Below are 14,779 nucleotides of genomic sequence, written 5' to 3'. Positions count from 1 at the left end.
ATATGTCCTCGATTTCGTTTCAAACCGCCGCGGCGCGCGCGGCGAGTTCAGCCTTGGCGATCTTGCCGGTGGGGGTCATGGGAAGCTCGGCAAGCGAGACCACGGTCATGACGGAGAGGTCGTAGGGCAGAGCGTCGGCGATCTTCGCTTTGATCTCCTCGCCATCCAGCGGCAGGGTGGCCTGCACGAAGGCGACCGGACGGGTTGCGATCGCCGCATCGGGCACGCCGACGACGGCGGCCTGTTCGACACCGGGCACCGTCGAAAGCGCCTCCTCCACGTCGCGCGGATACCAGGTCTTGCCGTCGACATGCAGGAGTTCGGAGCGGCGCCCCAGCATGGTCACGAAACCCTGGCGGTCCATCGAGCCGATATCACCGGTCCAGAGCCAGCCGTCTCTCAGCGTCTCCGCCGTCTTTTCCGGCTTGCCCCAGTAGCCCCACATGAAGCCGCCGCGCAGTGCGATCTCGCCCACCGCCCCGTTCGGCACTTCGGTGCCGTCGGCATTGAGAATGCGGACTTCCTTGTCGGGAAGGGGCATGCCGGCGCGGCGCGTCTCGATGTCTTTCCTGTCGAGCTTCGGAAAACCGAGGGCGACGAAGCCGCCGAGTTCGGACTGTCCGTAACTTTCAACCAGCGGCAGCTTGAGCTTTTCGTGCCAGCCGGCCTTGAGGAGGGGTGGAACAGGCCCGCCGCCCGACATGCTCATGCGCAGCTTCGACGGTGCATGGCCGCGGGCGGCGGCCTCGTTGAAGACATCGGTGAGGATCGGCGGATTGGCGATCAGCATGGTCGCGCCGCGCGCTTCCAGTGCATCGAAGCCCGTCGACGGCGTCCACTTGCCCATGACGTTGATGGCGGCGCCGCGGGAGAGCTGCGGCAACAGATTGCCAACGAGCTGATAGGAGCTCGACAGCGCGCTCGGACCGAAGGAGACGTCGTCGGCGGTGATCTGCAGGCGTTCTGCGATGCAGCGCGTCGCCCTGACCGTCGGTTCGTGCTTGAGGCAGGCGCCCTTCGGTCTGCCGGTCGTGCCGGAGGTATAGGAGAGATGGGCAATCGCATCCTCATTGCCGGGGTCGGCGGGCACGGGAAGCGCTGCGGCCATCAGGGCGGGCAGGGAATGGGCGCCTTCCTGCGGGCCGTCCATGCAAACCAGCGCCCGGATGCTCGCAATGCCGGCGGCCGCGGTCCGGACCGGCTCCTGCATGTCATGGGTGTAGACGACAACGGTCGGCTCATGATCGGCGAAATAATAGGCAAGTTCACCAGCGAACTTGACGTTTACGAGGGCGCAGATCGCTCCAAGACGCCAGCAGCCGAGCATGGTGACGAGATAGTCCATGCCGTTATGGGCAAAGATCGTCACCCGGTCTCCCGGCCGGACGCCGAGGTCGTGGAGGGCGCCCGCGGCGCGCTCCATGGCGCCGACGGCCTCCGCATAGGTCAGGCTCCTACTCCTGTCCACCCAATGGAAACAGGCGTGGTCCGGATCACGGTTCGCACCGTCCAAAAGCAGAGTGTGCATCAACATTCGCATTTCCCGGTCGTTATGCTCAATTATTCAGCATGCATTATGCGTGCCTCAAGCATGGGCAAAATTGCTCGCGGGGTGAATGTCTCGCTCGTCAATACTAGGTATAGACGGGGGCTTATATATCCGAGGTTCAAGAGGCTGCTAGGAGTTCGGATGTGGTCGGCACGGCATGGAGGGTCTGGTCGAAGCGGCGGGCCACGGAGCGCACCACGCTGCGGAGCCATTGATTGGCGCCGCTGGCATGGGCCCGTTCATGCCAGAGCAGATAAAGGTTCATCTGATCGAATTCGCGGGGCGCCTCGACGAGCTGAAGCTGATTGGCCGGAGCATGCTCGACAATATATTCGGCATAGGGTCTGGCGGTGGTGAAAACGAGGTCGGTTTCGGCGAGAATGGCCGGGATGAGGGCGTATTCCGGAACGGACATGGCGATCCTGCGCTTCAGGCCAAGCTGGGACAGCCGCCCGTCGATCGGACTGTAGAAGGCGCTCGATCCCGGTGTCGGCGATACGTGATCGGCATCGAGATAGGTTTCGAGGGAAAGCCTGCCGCGCCGGGCGAGCGGATTGGATTTCTGTACCACGCAGGCGATGTCGCAATGCAGAAGCGTTGTGGACTTCAGGCTCTGCTGAGGTGCCGGCCAGTTGCCAATCACGAGATCCACTCGCCCCGATCCGAGCTCATCGATCAGATCCACCTTTTCGGAGGGAGCGAAGAAGTCGACGGATATGCCGGGCGCCTTCTGCCGGATGCTGCTTGCGAGCGGTGGAATGAGGAAGGCGCCGAAACAATTCACGGCAGCAACGCGCATGCGGCTCTGGACTGCGCCCGGATCAAATTGGTTGGTCCGGTTGATGGTGTTCTTGAGGCTTTCCAGCATGGCGCCGAGCGAAGCGGCGATTTCCTCGCCGCGCTCGGTGAGAACAAGTTTCTGGCCGCTGCGCACCAGCAGCGGATCGGAGAAGATCTCGCGTGCCTTCTTCAGTGATGCGCTCACGCTCGGCTGGCTGAGGCCGAGCAGGACTGCCACTTTCGAGACGTTCCTCTCGGTGAGCAGGAGATAGGTGGTGTGCAGCAATCGGATGTCGATCGAAGGGTTGATGTTCGCATACACGGCCGTATCCTCTCGCAAGCTGGCATCTAACCGATGCAAGCGACGTGCCACGCGCGTTCAGAGGCTGCCGGTGTTCGACGCCGATGATGGCTCTTTCTTCCCGACCGTCATGTATTGTTGCGGCGGATCAGCCTGGGCACGTACCAGACCAAGAGTGCGGCCACGACAATCAGCAGGAGAGAGACGATCATCTGATAGATGGGGTAGCCGATGTCATTTTCCGAGACGAAGAAGGCAACGATGACACCCGCTGCCGACAGTATTGCCTGAGCGACGATCCTGACCATCCGCGCATCCTTTCCGGTTCCGTATTGGAATTCGTACAACCGTGGCGGTGAGCCGTTTGAAGGTCTCCGCTCTGAAATTCCCTTAAGACCTCCAGAGTTGATCAAGAGGTGGATGCCAATATGCCTGTTGGAATCGCGGGCGAGTTGACATGAGTCAAAATCCATCGCCCTCTCGTTGGACCTTATGATTTCGAGGCGTCAGTTCAGCTCAATAGAAGGTTGAGTGGAATGGCGTGATCGCGGCCCCCATGGCCGAGGCGTCGGTTCCTATCTCCGAAATAATGAGTTTTGGGCTAGGGCGATGTACACCGTAACGCGGTCGATCATAAATGCGCGTTCGCTCAATCAACATCTGCGCAAGATCGGGCGGGACCTGGCCGCCGAACACGATTGCCTGTGGATCGACAACGGCCCGGATGGCGTTGATGAGACGATTGTATGCGGGTGTGATCTCTTCCACCCATTCGGCAACGCCGGGCCAGTCCGGGTCGAAATGTTTGCGCATATAGCTGATCGAGGGCACGTCGACGCCGTTGCGGTTCAGCCGTTCGATCAGATATTGCAGGGCCGGCCGGCGTTTCGATTCCTCTATGTCGAATATCCCGGAGAATTCCCCGGCGTTGCCGTTGCCGCCGAGCAGCAGTTCGCCATCGCTGATCAGCCCGCCGCCGAATCCGTAGTTGAAGCTCAGATAGGCAAAGTGCTTGATGTAGCGCCCGACGCCAAACATCGATTCGGCGATTGCTCCGGTATTGGCGCCGTTGTGGACCCAGACCGGCCTGCTGAAAAAGTCGGAAAGGAGAGGTCCGAGCTCGATCAGCGACCATTCATGCAGGGGCAGCGGCGCGTTGTAGCGCGTACCGCCGACATGGTAGCCGGAAATGGCAAAGCCGATGCCGAAAAAGCTTTCCGATGTCAGACTGTTCTGCCGCTGCAATTCAACCATCTGTTCGCGAACGAGATCGAGCGACCGGGCCATGGTGTGTTCGCGCAGCGTCACGCTGCTTTCGCCGAGGATGTTGCCTGCCAGGTCCATCAGGCAGATGCCGATGATGTCGGTGTTGATCGAGATACCGCAGGAATAGGCATGGCGGCCGTCAAGCCTCAGTGTCGGGCTCGGCTGGCCGCGGCCAAGGCCGGGCTTCGGTGAACCAAGGGCAACGACGCCGCGTTCCGCCAGCTGGTCGATGATCCGGTAGACCGATTGCTGCGTGAGGTCGGTATGGCTGGTGATTTCGGATCGGGAAAGGCCCGGGTGGCGCCAGATCAGCTTCAAGAGGTTGCGCTCGTTCGGCGATACGACGCCGCCTTCGCTGGCGCGCAGAAATTGGGGGGCGATCGACGCTTCCGGAGAATAGCTCATTGTCATACCCCCTAGACCGACAAGCATTACCATAAAGGTGTAATAATTGCCGCTTCGCGTACTGCTTGCCCGCTTCCGATTCCTGCATAGCTGCGCCCTCCTTCGAGGGCAAGGGTTTCCGGCCGTCATCCTATTGTTACACTTTAAGTGTATTAAGGCCACGTTCAGGGCCGGCAAGGCCAATCCCAAAACAGGCGAGGGCAATTATGAAGATTTCCGTTCTGGCGGCAGCGACCGCCCTGGCGACGTGCGCGGGTGCAGCACATGCCGCCGATATCGAATTCTGGTATGGCAATACGGGCAATGTCGAGACGGCCATCAAGGCCCAGTGCGATGCCTTCAACGCCGCGCAATCCGAACATCGCGTCACCTGCGTCGGCCAGGGCAGTTACGAAGTCGGCATGCAAAAGGCGATCGCCGCCTATCGCGCCAAGAACCACCCGGTGCTGATCCAGTTCTTCGATGCCGGCACGCTCGATCTGCTGCTGTCCGGCGCCGTGGTGCCGGTGCAGGACGTGCTTCCCGATGTCAACTGGAACAACTACATCGCCGGCGCCCGCTCCTATTACGAAACGTCGAACGGCAAGCTTTATTCACAGCCCTACAATTCCTCGACGCTGCTCTTCTACACCAACAAGACCGAGCTGGAAAAAGCCGGCATCAGCAAGACCCCGGTGACCTGGGAAGAGATCATCGAAGCGGCCCGCAAGCTGAAGGCCGCCGGCCATGCCTGCCCGTTCGTTACCGATGGCGATACCTGGCGCGTGCTGGAGCAGTTTTCGGCGCGTCATGGCCTGCCGATCGCTTCCAAGCACAACGGCTATGACGGCCTCGACGGCGAATATGTCTTCAACACCACCTTCGCCGCCAAGCATCTCGCCAATCTGGTCGAATGGCGCAAGGAAGGTCTGGTGAGGCTCAATGCCGATACCAAGGCCGGCAATTATACCGCTGCCTTCAACACCGGCGAATGCGCGATGATGGAAGGCTCCTCCGGTTCCTATGCTGCTTCCGCGAAGGCTTTCGAAGGCAAATACGAGATCACCGTCGGCATGGCGCCGATGTACCAGGGTTATGAGCGCCACAATACTTTCGTCGGCGGCGCGTCGATCTATATCATGAAGGGGCATGACAAGGCAGAAATCGAAGGCGCCAAGGCTTTCCTCGATTTCCTGCGCCACCCTCAGCAGCAGATGTTCTTCACCGCCGCGACGGGTTACGTCCCGGTCACCAACGACGTGCTGGACGTCATCGCCGAAAGCGGCGAGGCGGACTCTCCCAAATATGCGACGGCCGCAATCGGCATCGAATCGATGAACCAGCCGCACACGCCGGACACCCGCGGCATCCGCCTCGGCTTCTACGTGCAGTTCCGCGAAGTCTTCATGGAGGAAACCCAGAAGGCGTTCGCCGGACAGCAGACCATGCAAGTGGCGCTCGACAGCGCCAAGAAGCGTGGCGACGAACTGCTGCGCCGTTTCGAGCAGACCTACAAGGGTGCGAAGCTCCCCTGATCCTGGCGCGGCCGGTACGGGTAACAGCCCCGTGCCGGCCTCATTTGTAGGTTTCATGCATGTCTTCGGATTCCACTCTCTTCAGCAATCGCTGGCTGCCGGTCCTGCTGGTGGCGCCGATGATGCTGCTGATCGTCCTCTTCTTCTACGTGCCGATCTTCCAGGCCTTCTACTGGTCCTTCTTTCTGGAACGACCTTTCGGCGGCGGCTCGGAATTCGTCGGGCTCGACAATTTCGCCCGGGTGCTTGCCGATCCAGAATTCTGGAAGGCGGGCTGGCGCACCATCATCTTCATGGTGACCGCGTCCTCGCTCGCGGTTCTGGTGCCGCTGATCCTTGCAGTGGCCGCCGACCGGAAGATCCGCCTGTCGCTGCCGGCCCGCAACGTGCTGGTCTGGCCGAAAGGCGTGGCGGGGGCTTCGATCGGCGTCGTCTTCGCCTTCATCTTCAATCCGTTCGTCGGCATCCTGGCGCCGCTCAACAGCATCTTTCCGGGCATATGGGCGCCTGGCATCAATGGTACCGACGCTTTCATCACGCTGATCGCTGCACATGTCTGGGGTGGCATCCCGTTCAATTTCGTGATCCTGCTTGCAGGCCTGCAGTCGATCCCGCGAACCATGCACCAAGCGGCCGCGATGGACGGGGCAGGACCATGGCGGCGCATCTTCGACGTGCAACTGCCGCTGATCATGCCGCAGCTTTTCCTGACGCTGGTGCTGGAATTCACCGAAAGCGTCACCTCGGCCTTCGCCTTGATCGACACCATTACCAACGGCGGTCCGGGCGGCGCGACGACGTTACTCGTCTACAAGATATATATGGACGGGTTCAGCGGGTATGACCTCTCCGGCGCCTCGACCCAGACCGCCATCCTGATGGTCTTCGTCATCATCCTTACCGCCGCCCAGTTCATATTCCTTGGCCGGCGCGTCAACTACGAGCGGTGAGCCATGGTCGAAAACGCACGTTCCCTCAACATTATCGCAAGCCTCATCCTGGTCGTCGGGATGATCTACATCCTTGGGCCGCTCTACCTGACGCTCTCAACGGCTTCGCAATCCTACGAATTCATGCTGCGCAACGGGCTCGCCTGGTATCCGGGCGACCAGCTTCTCGCCAACATGGCGAGCATCTTCACGGAGACGCGCATCCCGATCCAGATGCTGAACAGCATGGTGGTCGCGTTCAGCAATGCGGCTGCGACCTGCGTCCTGTCGTTCCTGTCGGCCTATGCGATCGTCTATTTCCGCATCCGCTGGGCGGGCGTTGTCTTCGCCCTCATTATCGCGACGATCATGCTGCCGCTCGATATCCGCGTCATCACCATGTATCAGGTCGCTTCGAACATTTTTTCTCCGCTCAACGCCGTGCTCGACGCAACCGGTCTCAACGGCCTGATCGCACGGATATTCGGCACTCCCGTCCAACTGGAACTGAGCGTGCTCAACACGCATTTCGGGCTGGTCGCGCCGCTTGTGGCGCATGGCACTGGCACGTTCCTGTTCCGGCAGTTCTTCCTGACGCTGCCAAAGGATCTGTTCAAGGCCGCCCGCATGGACGGAGCCGGCCCCACCCGGTTTCTGTTCGATATCCTTCTGCCACTGTCGCGCACCAGCTTTGCCGCTCTTTTCGTGCTGACCTTCCTCAGCGGCTGGACGCAATATCTCTGGCCGCTGGTCGGCGCCTCGACGCCCGACATGCAGACCGCCGTCGTGGGGCTGGCACGGCTGGTTCCGGATTCGGAGGGGCAGGTGCCCGATTTTCCGATGATCATGGCCGGGGCCGTGATCGTTTCCATCATCCCCCTTGCGATGATCGCACTCCTGCAGCGCTACCTCGTGCAGGGCCTCGTTCTTTCGGAGAAATGACGTGAACGCTATCGACACGGCCATTCGCGCGGCTGCGGCCGATATCAAGCTTATCGGCGTCACAAAGGCCTACGATGCCCAGACGGTCGTCATCCCGCCGATGGATGTCGAGCTCAGGGCCGGAGAGTTCACGGTCGTGCTCGGTCCTTCCGGCTGCGGCAAGTCCACGCTTCTGCAGATGATCGCCGGGCTCGAACGGGTGAGCGACGGCAAAATCATGGTCGGGGGCCGGGAAGTGCAGGACCTCGAACCGAAGCGCCGCGGCTGCGCCATGGTGTTCCAGAACTATGCGCTCTATCCGCATATGACCGTGTTCGAGAACATGGCCTACAGCCTCAAGGTCGCCGGTGTGCGGAAGGCCGAGCGTGCCGCGCGGGTCGCGGCGGTTGCGAGAATGCTGGCCCTTTCGGACTATCTCACCCGCAAGCCGGGGCAGCTTTCCGGCGGCCAGCGCCAGCGCGTCGCGATCGGCCGTGCCATCGTGCGTGAACCGAACGTTCTTTTGTTCGACGAGCCGCTTTCCAATCTCGATGCGCAGCTTCGGCACGACATGCGTGTGGAGCTTTCGGAACTCCACCGGCGCATCGGCGCGACCTCCATCTTCGTCACTCACGACCAGGTGGAGGCGATGACGCTTGCCGACCGTATTCTCATCCTCAACAAGGGCCGGATCGAGCAGTTCGATACGCCCAAGGCGATCTATCACCATCCGGCTTCTGTCTTCGTCGCCAAATTCATCGGCGCGCCGCCGATGAACATCCTGCCGGTGACTGGCGATGGTTCCGTGCTGCGGCTTGCCGATGGGCAAATCGTCGCCGAAGCTCGGTTGACCGGAAGCTATCAGCTCGGCATCCGCCCCGAAGACATCGTTGTGGGGATCAAGGCAGACGGCCATGCCGTTCGCGCAGTCCTCCGATTCCGCGAGGACCTCGGTTCCCACTCGGTCCTGGCGGCCGATCTGGCCGGATCGGTGATCCGAATCGCCACGCCTTTCGGCGCCGATCTGATTAACCAGCCCGAACTTTTCCTGAACCTGCCTGCTGCCCGGCTGCATCTCTTCGATGCCGAAACAGGCCGAGCCATACGCGGCGCATTTGCTGCTCAATGAAAGAAAGCCTCATGACCTATAAAGACTTTATCGCCTCGCCGGCGCGCGCCTGTGCTGTTGTCGCTCATCGTGGTGCCTGGCGCGGCGCTCCCGAAAACAGCCTAGCCGCCATCGAAAACGCCATCGCTCTTGGCTGCGAAATCGTTGAGCTCGATATCCGCAAGAGTGCCGATGGCGAGCTTTTTTTGATGCACGATGACACGCTTCAGCGCATGGCAGGCATCGGCCGCGAAGCGGAGAGCCTTACGATGGCGGAACTCAAGGCGCTGACCCTGCGGGAAGACGACGGCGGGGAAGGCCGCGCGATGACCGATCAACGCATTCCGACGTTGAGGCAGGCGTTGGAAGTGATTCGAGGACGTATCTTTGCCGATCTCGATCTCAAGGATCGCGGACTTTTTCCGGAAGTTGCCGCTTGCGCGCGGGCGATGGATGCCCATGCGAGCGTCGACCTCAAGACCAAGGTTCACAGCCGCGCGGAGGTCGCCTGGGTGCGCGCCCAGAAGATCGACGGCGTGCCCTTCATGGGCATGGCACGTTTCACGGCGGAAGGGTTCAGAGAAGAACTCGGCATTCTCGCCGAGCTCTCGCCCTTCATGTGCGAAATCCGTTTCGACAGTCTCGAAACGATCAGTCTTAACCGCGAAGCCTTTATGAGGGCTGGCATGGCGCTCTGGGTGAACACACTCGATCAGCCCGGCAGCGGCGAATGGACCGACAGCGCGGCCCTTGCCGATCCGGACGCGATCTGGGGCAGGCTGATTGACGCCGGCATCAGCGTTATCCAGACCGATCAGCCAGAGGCGCTGAAATCCTACCTCGGCTCACGTCATCTGCGACAAAATGCCTGATTCGCGTCTGCGCGATTCGGATCCGGTACAGGTCATTGTTGGTGTTGCACCATTCCAGGCATTGGAAGAGCGGGGATCCCGATGCCTGCTTCTTTTCAAAATTTGATCAGGATCATGTCTATGTTGATGGGGGCGCGATAAAACAAATCGTGGAAGCACATTTTTTTGCATTGCCATAGGGAACCTAGAGGTGTCCTATGAAGTCTAGAGACATATAGATTCAAAATGAATTGCCGCATCGCATGTAATCTTTGCGGCAGTTGAGCTGTGGCAACACCTTGAATGGAAGGGCCCCATGCTGAGTGAATCCTTGTTCGATACTTTCACGCGGAACTATGAAGCGCGGCGCGAGACCGACATGTCCGTCGCTGACTATCTGGAGCTGTGCAAGAAAGACCCGATGGCCTACGCCAACGCGGCGGAGCGCCTGCTTGAGGCGATCGGCGAGCCGAAGATAGTCGATACGTCGAAAGACGGGCGGCTCGGTCGGATTTTCATGAACCGGACCATCCGGACCTATCCGGCATTTGCCGGCTTTTACGGCATGGAAGAAACGATCGAGCGTATCGTTTCCTTCTTCCGTCATGCTGCACAAGGTCTCGAAGAGCGGAAACAGATTCTCTATCTGCTCGGTCCTGTCGGGGGCGGCAAATCATCTCTCGCGGAGCGGCTGAAGCAGTTGATGGAGGTCAACCCGATCTACGTCCTGAAGGCCGGCGACGAAATCAGCCCTGTCTTCGAAAGCCCGCTCGACCTCTTTGATCCGATCACCATGGGACCGTTGCTGCTCGATGAGTACGGCATCCCGACGCGTCGCCTCAGCGGACTGATGAGTCCGTGGTGCCTCAAGCGGCTTGATGAATTCGGCGGCGACATATCCCGTTTCCGGGTGGTGAGGATGCAGCCCTCGCGGTTGCGGCAGATAGCAATTGCCAAGACGGAGCCCGGTGATGAGAATAACCAGGACGTCTCCTCGCTGGTCGGCAAAGTCGATATCCGCAAGCTCGAGAACTATTCGCAGAACGATCCGGACGCCTACAGCTATTCAGGCGGGCTCAATCGCGCCAATCAGGGCGTGCTGGAATTCGTCGAGATGTTCAAGGCACCGATCAAGATGCTGCATCCGCTGCTGACGGCGACGCAGGAAGGAAACTACATGGGAACCGAGAATATCGGTGCCATTCCGTTTTCCGGCATCGTCCTTGCGCATTCGAACGAAGCCGAATGGCAAACTTTCAAGGCCAACAAGAACAACGAAGCCTTCATTGACCGCATCTGCGTGATCAAGGTGCCCTATTGCCTGAGGGTGACGGAAGAGCAGAAGATTTACGAGAAGCTGATCGAAGGGTCTGAGCTGGCCGATGCCTCCTGCGCCCCGGCAACGCTCGAGATGCTTGCGCGCTTTTCGGTGCTCTCACGCCTTCGCAAACATGAGAACTCGACATTCTTTTCGAAGATGCGGGCCTATGACGGAGAGAGTCTGAAAGAAACCGACCCGCGGGCTAGAAGCGTTCAGGAATATCGGGATGCAGCGGGTGTCGATGAAGGCATGGACGGAATATCGACACGTTTTGCCTTCAAGGTGCTTGCATCGACGTTCAACTACGACACCACCGATATCGGTGCGGATCCGGTGCACCTGATGTATGTTCTTGAACAGGCAATCCGGCGCGAGCAGTTTCCGGAGGAAACCGAGAAGCGCTACCTGGAGTTCATCAAAGCCGATCTTGCTACACGCTATGCGGAGTTCATCGGCAATGAAATCCAGAAAGCCTATCTGGAGTCCTATGCGGATTACGGGCAGAACCTGTTCGACCGGTATGTTGCCTATGCCGATGCCTGGATCGAAGACGTCGATTTCAAGGATCCGGACACCGGACAGCTTCTCGACCGGGACTTGCTCAATCAGGAATTGACGAAGATCGAAAAGCCGGCCGGGATCGCCAATCCCAAGGATTTTAGAAACGAGATCGTCAAGTTCAGCCTGCGTGCGCGGGCCAACAATAGTGGCAAGAACCCATCGTGGACGAGCTATGAGAAAATCAGGGAAGTGATCGAAAAAAGGATGTTCTCTCAGGTTGAGGACCTTTTGCCGGTGATCTCCTTTGGTTCGAAGAAGGATAGTGAAACCGAAAAGAAGCACAGCGAGTTTGTCTCGCGTATGGTCGCGCGCGGCTACACCGAAAGACAGGTTCGACGTCTTGTGGAATGGTACATGCGCGTAAAGCAGGCGAGTTAAATGCTCACTTAGGAGCCCACATGCACATCATTGACCGGCGGCTTAATCCGCGCGGTAAAAGTTTGGAAAATCGGCAACGGTTTCTTCGGCGCGCGAAGGACGCCGTGCAGCAAGCGGTCAGACGATCTTTGCAAAGCGGTAACATTCGCGATGTGCTCAACGGCGGTGAAGTCAGCATTCCGATAGGAGGAGTGGCCGAACCAAGCTTTCGCAGAGGTGAAGGCGGGGTGAGAGACCGGGTTTTGCCAGGTAACAAAGATTTCGCCGAAGGGGATATCGTTCCACGCCCCGAGGGAGGGAGCGGGGGCAGACCAACGGAGGCAGGCGAAGGCGATGCCGAGGACGATTTCCGCTTTGTCCTGACCCGGGAAGAGTTCTTGGATATTTTCCTCGATGATCTTGAACTGCCTGATCTTGCGAAGCGGCGATTGAGCGAAACCGAGGAAGTAACCCCGACCCGCGCAGGGTATACCGTTTCAGGTTCTCCTTCCAACATTGCGGTTGGCCGGACCACACGTCTGGCCATGATGCGGCGTATCGCGCTTCGCCGTCCGAAGCCGGAGGAGATCGAAGCGCTGCGGCGTGAGATCGAGGAATGCGAGAGCGAGGAGAAGCGTCTGGCGCTCGAGGCGGAGTTGAAGTCGCTGACGGACAAGAGCCGTCGCATTCCCTATATCGATCCCCTGGACGTGCGTTATCGCCGCTTCGAAAACACGCCGAAGCCGGTTGCGAAGGCCGTGATGTTCTGTCTGATGGATGTCTCGGGCTCCATGACGGAGCACATGAAGGATCTGGCAAAGCGCTTTTACATACTGCTGTATCTCTTCCTGTCGCGGCGTTACGAGAAAGTGGAGATCGTCTTCATCCGGCATACGGAAAAGGCGGAGGAGGTAGACGAGGAGACCTTCTTCTACGGCCCTGCGACCGGAGGCACCCTGGTTTCGAGTGCGCTTGTGGCTATGCGTACCATTATTGCCGCTCGTTTCGATCCGACCGACTGGAACATCTATGCGGCGCAGGCTTCGGATGGGGACAACTCCTATTCGGACGGAAGCCTGGTCGGCCAGTTGCTGCAGTACGAAATTCTGCCGCTCTGCCAATATTTCGCTTATATCGAGGTCGGAGAGGAAGGAGAGGATTCCTCGACATCCGACTCTCCGATCTGGAACCTTTATGAAGGTATACGCTCCGATATTCTGCCTCTTGCGATGCGCAAGGTCTGCCGGCGAAACCAGATATTTCCCGTCTTCCATGACCTTTTCCAGAAGCAGCAGGCACATTCGAAGACAGAGCCATGATCAAGACCGTAAAACAGCGAGGGGGTCTGCTTTTTGAAGGCTCAGATTGGGATTTCCCAACGCTTCAGCGCATCCATGATGCCTGTGAGGAAATTGCGCTTGGCGAACTTGGGCTCGACGTCTACCCGAACCAGATCGAAGTGATCACGTCGGAACAGATGCTGGACGCCTATTCCTCCATCGGCATGCCACTCTTCTATCGCCACTGGTCCTTCGGCAAGCACTTCGCTCACCACGAAGCCTTCTATCGTCGCGGAATGCGCGATCTGGCCTATGAGATTGTCATCAACAGTTCCCCCTGCATTTCCTATCTCATGGAGGAGAACAATGCCACGATGCAGGCGCTGGTCATCGCGCATGCTGCATTTGGCCATAACCATTTTTTCAAGAACAATTACCTCTTCAAGCTCTGGACGGATGCCGAAGGCATTCTTGGCTATCTTGAATTTGCAAAGGGCTACATCGCCCGCTGCGAAGAGCGTTATGGCGAGACTGCGGTAGAGCGAACGCTGGATGCTGCCCATGCGCTGATGTCGCATGGCGTGCATCGTTATGCCGGGAAGACGAAGCTCGACTTGCGGCAGGAGGAAAAGCGGGAACAGGAGCGGCGGGCACACGAGGAGCAGGTATTCAACGATCTCTGGCGCACGGTCCCTGCCGGCCACAAGCGCAGCAGGGCTGATATCAGCCTTGACAAGCGGCGCGCGGCACTTGGCTTGCCACAGGACAACATCCTTTACTTCCTTGAAAAGTCGGCTCCGCGGCTGCAGCCGTGGCAGCGTGAGATCCTGCGCATCGTCCGGCATGTCGCCCAATACTTCCATCCGCAGCGCCAAACCAAAGTGATGAACGAGGGTACCGCCACCTATGTTCATTACAAGATCATGACGAGGCTGCACGAACGCGGACAGATCGGTGACGGGCACTATCTCGAATTCTTGAAGTCGCACACCAATGTGGTGTTCCAGCCGTCCTATGATGACCGACGCTTTTCCGACTTCAATCCCTATGCGCTCGGCTTTGCGATGATGCAGGATATCGAGCGCATCGTGACGAACCCGACCGACGAAGATCGCGAATGGTTTCCGGACATCGCCGGGCGCAACGATCCGGTCTCCGTGCTGCGAGATATCTGGGCCAGCTATCGGGACGAGAGTTTCGTCGGGCAGTTCCTCAGTCCGCACCTGATCCGCCAATGGCGCCTTTTCCAGCTCCACGACGATCCGGATATGCTGGACGGCATTCTTGTGTCGGCCATCCATGACGAGCGTGGCTATAGGCGCATTCGTCGGCAGCTTGCTCGCGAATACGACATCGGCTGGACGGATCCGGGAATAGAAGTTGTCGATGTGGATCTTGCTGGCGACCGCCGCCTGCTGTTGCAGCATAAGGTGCTCAACGATTGGCCTCTTGACGAGAGCGAGACCAAACTTGTCCTGCAGCACCTTGCCGATCTCTGGAGTTATGATGTGCTGCTGCAGGAAATCGACAGCTCAGAGAAGGTGGTGAAGGAACATGTAGCACATCCGCGTTCCTTGTTTGCGGATTCTCGATCTTCCTGAGAAGTTTCTCGGCATATGCTGCAGCATCCCCGGAC

At 59.2% G+C, this 14,779-nt stretch carries 12 protein-coding genes; 8 read left to right on the top strand and 4 right to left on the bottom strand.

Annotation, left to right across the window (positions count from 1 at the left end; all coding sequences use genetic code 11):
- Positions 1 to 19 precede the first annotated feature (19 nt).
- The 4 genes from JL39_RS16955 to JL39_RS16940 all read right to left on the bottom strand — a co-directional run bounded on the left by JL39_RS16955 (position 20) and on the right by JL39_RS16940 (position 4,301).
- Entirely contained in the window at positions 20 to 1,534 is a 1,515-nt protein-coding gene (locus JL39_RS16955; protein WP_037152914.1) for a class I adenylate-forming enzyme family protein, read from the bottom strand.
- Between the two features lie 133 nt (positions 1,535 to 1,667).
- Positions 1,668 to 2,651, bottom strand: coding sequence for a LysR family transcriptional regulator (locus JL39_RS16950; RefSeq protein ID WP_052182931.1), 984 nt, complete (start codon positions 2,649 to 2,651; stop codon positions 1,668 to 1,670).
- 107 nt (positions 2,652 to 2,758) lie between these two features.
- Positions 2,759 to 2,938: a hypothetical protein gene (locus JL39_RS16945; protein WP_037153716.1), complete on the bottom strand. Its 180-nt coding sequence runs from the start codon at positions 2,936 to 2,938 to the stop codon at positions 2,759 to 2,761.
- Between the two features lie 208 nt (positions 2,939 to 3,146).
- A complete protein-coding gene (locus JL39_RS16940; protein ID WP_037152911.1) occupies positions 3,147 to 4,301 on the bottom strand; it encodes an ROK family transcriptional regulator in 1,155 nt (384 codons plus the stop codon).
- Between the two features lie 206 nt (positions 4,302 to 4,507).
- On the opposite strand from JL39_RS16940, the gene JL39_RS16935 reads away from it, so the two are divergent.
- The 8 genes from JL39_RS16935 (at position 4,508) to JL39_RS16900 (ending at position 14,744) form a co-directional block, all read left to right on the top strand.
- Positions 4,508 to 5,815, top strand: coding sequence for an extracellular solute-binding protein (locus JL39_RS16935; protein WP_037152908.1), 1,308 nt, complete (start codon positions 4,508 to 4,510; stop codon positions 5,813 to 5,815).
- Between the two features lie 59 nt (positions 5,816 to 5,874).
- Positions 5,875 to 6,765 (top strand): sugar ABC transporter permease, encoded by an 891-nt coding sequence (locus tag JL39_RS16930; RefSeq protein WP_037152906.1) that lies wholly within the window; start codon positions 5,875 to 5,877, stop codon positions 6,763 to 6,765.
- A gap of 3 nt (positions 6,766 to 6,768) precedes the next feature.
- Positions 6,769 to 7,686 (top strand): ABC transporter permease subunit, encoded by a 918-nt coding sequence (locus tag JL39_RS16925; RefSeq protein ID WP_037152903.1) that lies wholly within the window; start codon positions 6,769 to 6,771, stop codon positions 7,684 to 7,686.
- A gap of 1 nt (position 7,687) precedes the next feature.
- Positions 7,688 to 8,794: a sn-glycerol-3-phosphate ABC transporter ATP-binding protein UgpC gene (gene ugpC, locus JL39_RS16920; protein ID WP_052182929.1), complete on the top strand. Its 1,107-nt coding sequence runs from the start codon at positions 7,688 to 7,690 to the stop codon at positions 8,792 to 8,794.
- A gap of 11 nt (positions 8,795 to 8,805) precedes the next feature.
- Positions 8,806 to 9,645, top strand: a complete 840-nt coding sequence (locus JL39_RS16915) for a glycerophosphodiester phosphodiesterase family protein (protein ID WP_037153712.1) — start codon at positions 8,806 to 8,808, stop codon at positions 9,643 to 9,645.
- Positions 9,646 to 9,940: 295 nt separating this feature from the next.
- Positions 9,941 to 11,884 carry a PrkA family serine protein kinase gene (locus JL39_RS16910; protein WP_037152899.1) on the top strand — a complete coding sequence of 648 codons (1,944 nt, stop codon included), beginning with the start codon at positions 9,941 to 9,943 and terminating at the stop codon, positions 11,882 to 11,884.
- 20 nt (positions 11,885 to 11,904) lie between these two features.
- Positions 11,905 to 13,182, top strand: coding sequence for a YeaH/YhbH family protein (locus JL39_RS16905; RefSeq protein WP_037152897.1), 1,278 nt, complete (start codon positions 11,905 to 11,907; stop codon positions 13,180 to 13,182).
- Complete coding sequence (locus JL39_RS16900; protein ID WP_037152895.1) at positions 13,179 to 14,744, top strand: SpoVR family protein; 1,566 nt, start codon at positions 13,179 to 13,181, stop codon at positions 14,742 to 14,744. The genes JL39_RS16905 and JL39_RS16900 overlap by 4 nt, the downstream gene beginning before the upstream one ends.
- The last annotated feature ends 35 nt before the right edge of the window (positions 14,745 to 14,779 follow it).

This window comes from Rhizobium sp. YS-1r (assembly GCF_000757525.1).
Classification (GTDB): domain Bacteria; phylum Pseudomonadota; class Alphaproteobacteria; order Rhizobiales; family Rhizobiaceae; genus Neorhizobium; species Neorhizobium petrolearium.
This window is presented reverse-complemented; position numbering and strand designations above follow the sequence as displayed.

Excerpts from the sequence above, each read along its gene's own strand:
- JL39_RS16955 (WP_037152914.1), bottom strand. The coding sequence starts at position 1,534 with ATGTTGATGCACACTCTGCTTTTGGACGGTGCGAACCGTGATCCGGAC.
- JL39_RS16945 (WP_037153716.1), bottom strand. The coding sequence starts at position 2,938 with ATGGTCAGGATCGTCGCTCAGGCAATACTGTCGGCAGCGGGTGTCATC.
- JL39_RS16940 (WP_037152911.1), bottom strand. The coding sequence starts at position 4,301 with ATGAGCTATTCTCCGGAAGCGTCGATCGCCCCCCAATTTCTGCGCGCC.
- JL39_RS16935 (WP_037152908.1), top strand. The coding sequence starts at position 4,508 with ATGAAGATTTCCGTTCTGGCGGCAGCGACCGCCCTGGCGACGTGCGCG.
- JL39_RS16930 (WP_037152906.1), top strand. The coding sequence starts at position 5,875 with ATGTCTTCGGATTCCACTCTCTTCAGCAATCGCTGGCTGCCGGTCCTG.
- JL39_RS16925 (WP_037152903.1), top strand. The coding sequence starts at position 6,769 with ATGGTCGAAAACGCACGTTCCCTCAACATTATCGCAAGCCTCATCCTG.
- JL39_RS16915 (WP_037153712.1), top strand. The coding sequence starts at position 8,806 with ATGACCTATAAAGACTTTATCGCCTCGCCGGCGCGCGCCTGTGCTGTT.
- JL39_RS16910 (WP_037152899.1), top strand. The coding sequence starts at position 9,941 with ATGCTGAGTGAATCCTTGTTCGATACTTTCACGCGGAACTATGAAGCG.
- JL39_RS16905 (WP_037152897.1), top strand. The coding sequence starts at position 11,905 with ATGCACATCATTGACCGGCGGCTTAATCCGCGCGGTAAAAGTTTGGAA.
- JL39_RS16900 (WP_037152895.1), top strand. The coding sequence starts at position 13,179 with ATGATCAAGACCGTAAAACAGCGAGGGGGTCTGCTTTTTGAAGGCTCA.